The 5654-nt window shown below is 49.7% G+C and carries 7 protein-coding genes; 6 read left to right on the top strand and 1 reads right to left on the bottom strand.

The window, feature by feature from the left end:
* Positions 1-146 precede the first annotated feature (146 nt).
* The 4 genes from AC2FC2_RS26650 (at position 147) to AC2FC2_RS26635 (ending at position 2432) form a co-directional block, all read left to right on the top strand.
* The gene (locus AC2FC2_RS26650; protein WP_129935340.1) at positions 147-599 is read left to right on the top strand and encodes a hypothetical protein; all 453 of its coding nucleotides are present in this window, start codon (positions 147-149) and stop codon (positions 597-599) included.
* Between the two features lie 60 nt (positions 600-659).
* Positions 660-809: a hypothetical protein gene (locus AC2FC2_RS26645; protein WP_165366321.1), complete on the top strand. Its 150-nt coding sequence runs from the start codon at positions 660-662 to the stop codon at positions 807-809.
* A gap of 446 nt (positions 810-1255) precedes the next feature.
* The gene (locus tag AC2FC2_RS26640; RefSeq protein ID WP_130016779.1) at positions 1256-2074 is read left to right on the top strand and encodes a DUF932 domain-containing protein; all 819 of its coding nucleotides are present in this window, start codon (positions 1256-1258) and stop codon (positions 2072-2074) included.
* Between the two features lie 46 nt (positions 2075-2120).
* On the top strand, positions 2121-2432 hold the full coding sequence (locus tag AC2FC2_RS26635; RefSeq protein ID WP_261159732.1) for a DUF5983 family protein: 312 nt from the start codon (positions 2121-2123) through the stop codon (positions 2430-2432).
* A gap of 130 nt (positions 2433-2562) precedes the next feature.
* Here AC2FC2_RS26635 and AC2FC2_RS26630 read toward each other — a convergent pair whose 3' ends face one another.
* Positions 2563-2904, bottom strand: coding sequence for a mobilization protein MobC (locus AC2FC2_RS26630; RefSeq protein ID WP_242503224.1), 342 nt, complete (start codon positions 2902-2904; stop codon positions 2563-2565).
* A gap of 268 nt (positions 2905-3172) precedes the next feature.
* On the opposite strand from AC2FC2_RS26630, the gene mobA reads away from it, so the two are divergent.
* Positions 3173-3478: a plasmid mobilization protein MobA gene (gene mobA, locus AC2FC2_RS26625; protein ID WP_130016778.1), complete on the top strand. Its 306-nt coding sequence runs from the start codon at positions 3173-3175 to the stop codon at positions 3476-3478.
* 10 nt (positions 3479-3488) lie between these two features.
* Positions 3489-5444 (top strand): TraI/MobA(P) family conjugative relaxase, encoded by a 1956-nt coding sequence (gene traI, locus AC2FC2_RS26620; protein WP_130016777.1) that lies wholly within the window; start codon positions 3489-3491, stop codon positions 5442-5444.
* Positions 5445-5654: the final 210 nt, after the last annotated feature.

The raw sequence follows: 5654 nt of genomic DNA, 5'->3' as shown, positions 1-5654 counted from the left end.
GGTCCCGCCCTTGCATCGTCAGCTGATACCCCGTCCCGGTCATGTTGTCACGGCGCCAGTCACCCCGCGCCGGCAAAAAGCCAAAAGGGGTATACACCAGAAAGAAGTCGCCGCGGCTTCTGATTCACTGACTAACGGGAGTGGTTATGTCAACGATCGAGCAACAACAACAAATGGTTTTTTATGTGCCGGGGACAATGTGGCCGGTTGGTGTGGCTATCTGGCTGGATGGGGAGTATGTCACCTCCTGCGGCCAGACCTTGGCACAGTTACAGCAGATCAAGCCAGCTTGCGAACTGGTGACGTTCGAAGCGGCCTTGCGTGCGATGAATGATGCGGCAAAATTGCCGGTTCAGCGCATCAGCAAAGACGAATACATGGAAAAGCTGGAAATGTTGCCGCCGCTGGATTGGCAATTTAGCGCGGGTTATTCGTCCTTCAAAATGATGGAAATGTATAGCGGTAACATAACCGACATTTATGTTCAGTTCGGGGAGGCGTATTTCAAACTTCGCGATCATGTCACGCTGTCGCACAGTCAGATCATGACGCACGTGAGTGCGTTTCGTGAAACGGAATCGGCGCAGGTTGCTGCCTAAAACCCATCGTTTCCCGCTGCTATAACGCAGCGGGACATCATTTCTCACGGAGAGCAAAAAATGATTATTGATGAATATATCGAGACGATCGGGCGCTACATCTTGCAACAACGTAATGCGCGTAAACCGGCGCGTGTCCCCGCCTTAAAAGTGTTTGAGTGGGCGCAGTTACTGCGCTATTTGGAAATTCAGCGCGGTTATACCTGTTAGCTTTATTGTGCCGCCTCTCAGGGCGGCTATCGGGCGCTGCCGGCATTGAGCCGGCACCTCCCGAAACACCCCCGCGCTTGCAGCCGGCTATTCGCCGGCGCCGCTTTCACTGTTGCCACAGATTGCGGCAACACTAAGGCGACCTGGCTTTGCCAGGTGAATTATTTCGGTGCCACTCCTTGCCAACAGGCATGGCTCAGAGTGTCTTTTGCCGTGACAGACGCTGAGCCGGGGCGTCGATCCCACAAGGGTTCGCTTGCGCCTCCATCCTCACCCGTTCGCACTCATTCCTTTCAGTCATTCGCTTGCGCATGCGGCTTGCGGTGGTGCCCTTGTGGTTTCGTCTTGTACCCCGGCCCGGTCTCAATGTCACAGCACAAGACGCTCCGCGCCCGGCAACGCCGGAAAGGGGAGTAACACCAGAAACAGGGTTTGGGAGAATTAAAATGCAAAGATTATATTCAGGTTTCCGCAGCGCCAATGTCATCCGTAAAGATCGCCCGCTGACCAACGACGAGTTGGCAACATTTGTACCCAGTGTTTTTTCTGAGGAGAAACATGCCTCCCGTAGCGAGCGTTATACCTACATTCCAACGATCAGCCTGTTGGATAAACTCCGGGAAGAAGGGTTCCAACCGTTTTACGCCTGTCAGACTAAAGTTCGTGATGAAGGCAAGAGGGGGCATACCCGCCATATGCTTCGCCTGCGCCGTAATGGCTTCGGTCAACATGATGAAGTTCCGGAAATTATTTTGCTAAACAGTCATGACGGCAGCAGCAGTTACCAGATGATCCCCGGCGTTTTTCGTTTCGTGTGCAATAACGGTTTGGTGTGCGGTGATACGTTTGGTGAGGTTCGTGTACCTCACAAGGGGGACGTGGTTGGACAAGTTATTGACGGGGCTTATGAGGTGCTTGGCTTGTTCGATAAAGTGACGGAATCACGTGAAGAGATGAAATCCATAACGTTAAATCGTGATGAGCAAATGCTCTATGCAGATGCTGCATTGGGTTACAAATACTTCGACACGCATCAACCCATTTCCGCAGAACAAGTGTTGCAGGCAAGGCGCAGAGAGGACAATGACCCGGATTTATGGACAACCTATCAACGTGTCCAGGAGAACATGATCAAGGGTGGGATTGATGGTCGAACTGCAAAAGGGCAACGTAGCAGAACGCGTGCCGTGAATGGCATTACAGGTGATATTAAGCTCAATAATGCATTGTGGAAAATGGCCGAAGCGATGAAAGCATTGAAATAATAATTATAAACAGGCGGCAGTAATCTGCCGCCTATAAGGATTTTTTATGAGAAAAACAGTTGAGATAAAACGGTGTTTGGTGTGCAGCACAGCGCACATGACGATTGAAGACAATGCGACTCTGGGGTTGATAGCAAATTGCACGACTGAGAAATACAACTGGATAATGGAATATGAGTATGGGTTTGTTATTGACCTGTGGGGATACCGATACATCGTTTTGCGATTGAAAGCGTTAGGATTGTCAAAGGAATTTAGAAAGTTTGTCTATTCGATGATACTCAAGTACGATTTTAACATGATTCAGTTTGATGCTGATGGGGATACAATAGACGAGATGCCCACGTATTACTGGTGAAAATCTTCTTATTCTCCTTAAGCACATCGAATGCTAAAGGAGAATGCTGTACACATCTCAGTTAAATCCATTTTTGTGCGTATATTTACCTTTCATCTGGTCACGGCATTGAACCGTAACCAGATGATTTTTAGTTTTGTGCAGCCGAATTGCCACTATGAACTGAATCAGGTTGTGCATTATTTATCGTTTTCAACTTACGTGGTGTTGCTGTTTTCCTCTTCGAGGAAACTGTGCTTTTTATCATGTCCTGAATGGAACGTTCACTGACTGTGATTTCGCATGCTTCAAGGGCGGATTTAATGTCCTTGGCGGTGTACCCTTTTTGCGTAGCCAATACAATAATTTTGTCTTTCAATCCTTCCAGAACTTCTTTTCCAGTGAGTCTTTCTTTGCTCAAATCTGGAAGCTCATCAAGCTGAACTTTAGCCAATTCTAATTGCTCTGAGCTGTACTGATTTTTTGCTGCCATGTTCAACGTCTCCATTCTCATTAATCTCAATAATGACAATAGTATACGAATGCCTTCAACAAGCACAACTCCCGAAAAAGTTCTCCCATGGTGTAATGACAAAACAGGTGATATCAGCCATAATACAGATATCCGGTTTCAAAGACGGGACCAGATGTGTTTTGTAGCACCGCCTGCACGCAGTCGGTTCAACAAAACGCTGGGTCAGGGCAGAGCCCCGACACCCCACGAGACTGTTTTCTGACGAGACTAGAAGGGAAAACTCACCATGAGTAAAAGCGAAAGCCGGAACAGAACAGCCCTGCTTCCCAGCATTCGTTGTTTTCCCGAAGACAAAGAAGCCGTCATGAAGAAGGCTGACGCAGCAGGCCTCAGCATAGGTGCCTTCATGCTTCGTAGCGCGCTCGGTCGTCGTATAGAAGCCAAGTGTGATACAGAGCTGATTATGGAACTCCGGCGCCTTGGTGGCTTGCAAAAGCACTTGTTTAAAGAGGGCGGCGGGGTGATGAGTAAAGAGTATTCTGATGTGTTGATGGCGATTCAGAAGGCAATATTAAAAGTGGGTATGGAGTGAGTTTGACAGCATGATTATTCGAATCCCGGAAAAACGGCGTGATGGCAAGAGCAGCTTCTTACAGCTGGTCGCCTATACCGTTGTCCGCGACGAAGATAAACCCGACACTCCACTGGAACCCGAGCACCCAGGCTGGCGACGCCCACGTTCAAAAGACGCTATCTTTAACCACCTCGTTGATTACATCAGTCGTAATGGCGATGCGGACTTGCAGCAAATCATGCATGCTGATCCTCACGGTCATACTCAGGTGATGTTTGATGGCGTCATGTGTGAGACGAACTGCTTCAACATTACGACTGCATCGGTCGAGATGAATGCAGTCGCACTGCAGAACACGCGTTGCAAGGATCCCGTGCTGCATTATTTCCTGTCATGGCCAGAAACAGATAACCCGTCAACGGAGCACATCTTTGATAGCGTTCGTCACAGTTTATCGGCACTGGGTATGTCGGAACACCAGTACGTCGCGGCGATCCATACCGATACGAACAACATCCATTGCCACGTTGCTGCCAACCGTATTCATCCAGAAACCTATAAAGCCGCCGATGACTCCTTTACTCGGATCCGACTGCAGCAAGCGGCACGTGAACTAGAACTCAAGTACAACTGGACACCGACGAACGGGTTCTTTGCTGTTAACGATCAGGGCGAAATTGTTCGCTCAAAACGCGAGAAAAGCCTGACTCCCTCTGGTGCCAAGGCACTGGAGTATTACGCCGATGTTGAAAGCCTCCATACCTACGCCGTCACTGAATGTGGGTTTAAAATTGATGAGGCTATGGCCGATCCTAACCTGACGTGGAAGGATGTTCACCGCATTTTAGTGAATGCCGGGTTAGCGTTGAAACCGAAAGGGAAAGGGCTGGCCATCTATTCTATCGACAATCCCGAGCTTCCTCCGGTGAAGGCAAGTAGCGTTCATCCTGACCTTACGCTGGGTTGTCTGGAGAAAGATCTGGGTCAGTTCCAGCCCCTGGAAAATGTGGGTACTTATACTAAAGATCACACTACGACAGCGACTGATGCCATTGTGCATGAGTTCCGGTATGAGCCAACATTGCATGCGCGTGATTTGACTGCCCGGCTCGAGCGTCGCCTGGCGAGAGCAGATGCACGTGCAGATTTGAAAGCACGTTACCAGGCGTATAAACACGCCTGGAAACGACCAAAGTTAGATGCAAGTGTCGTCAAACGACGCTACCAGAATGAGTCAAAACGCTTTGCCTGGCAGAAGGCGCGAGCAAGAGTCGCCATTGGCGATCCGTTGTTGCGGAAATTGACGTACCACATTATTGAAGTCGAACGCATGAAAGCCATGGCAGCATTGCGTCTCGCGGTTAAGGACGAACGTGCTGCCTTCAAAGCCGATCCCGCTAACCGTCGACTGTCTTACCGTGAATGGGTTGAGCAGCAGGCCTTGAGTCATGATCAAGCCGCCATCGCTCAGCTGCGTGCATTTGCGTATCGCATGAAACGGACACAACGTACCGCACCGATATCAACCAACAGCATTGTGTGCGCCGTGGCTGACGATACACCGGCCTTTGCATTAGACGGTTATGCCACACAGGTTACACGTGATGGGACGGTACAGTATGTGCGTGATGGGTGTGTCGAGCTTCAGGATAAAGGTGAGCGGATCGAAGTGGGTGATCATCGCGTGAATGAAGGTGAGCATATCGCCGGCGGGATGGCATTGGCAGAGAATAAAAGTTGGGAGCATCTTAAGTTTGAGGGTGAATCTGATTTTGTTCAGCAGGCGTGTTCTATGGTGCGTTGGTTCAATGAAGGAGGGGAGGAGCCTCTGCCATTGAGTGATCCGCAACAACGAAGGATGGCAGGTTATGACGCGTATTCTCAGACTATTTCAACGGGCGACGGGCAACATACACCTTCTGCCGCTGAACAAACCGATGTCGAACAGAGCAAACCCCGCTCGGGATATCGTCCTCAACAGTGATCGTTACAACGAAAAAAGCCGGCTGCAGTTTTCACTGCGCCGGCTTTATATTGGGTCTTCAGTTGTAGTAGCTCAGACCTGAACTGACCGTTTCCGCGGATAGAATACAATCTTATCTGACGGTCGGCTTTGAGCTGTGAGTTCAATGGGTCGATGCAACGCTATCCTTAATCAAGGGGGGACGTTGCCATGAAACGAAGAACTCGGATT

Source organism: Serratia sp. CoH_122_TC_1 (genome assembly GCF_058191755.1).
The sequence above is the reverse complement of the archived record's forward strand: the minus strand, read 5'-3'. Positions and strand labels throughout refer to the sequence as shown.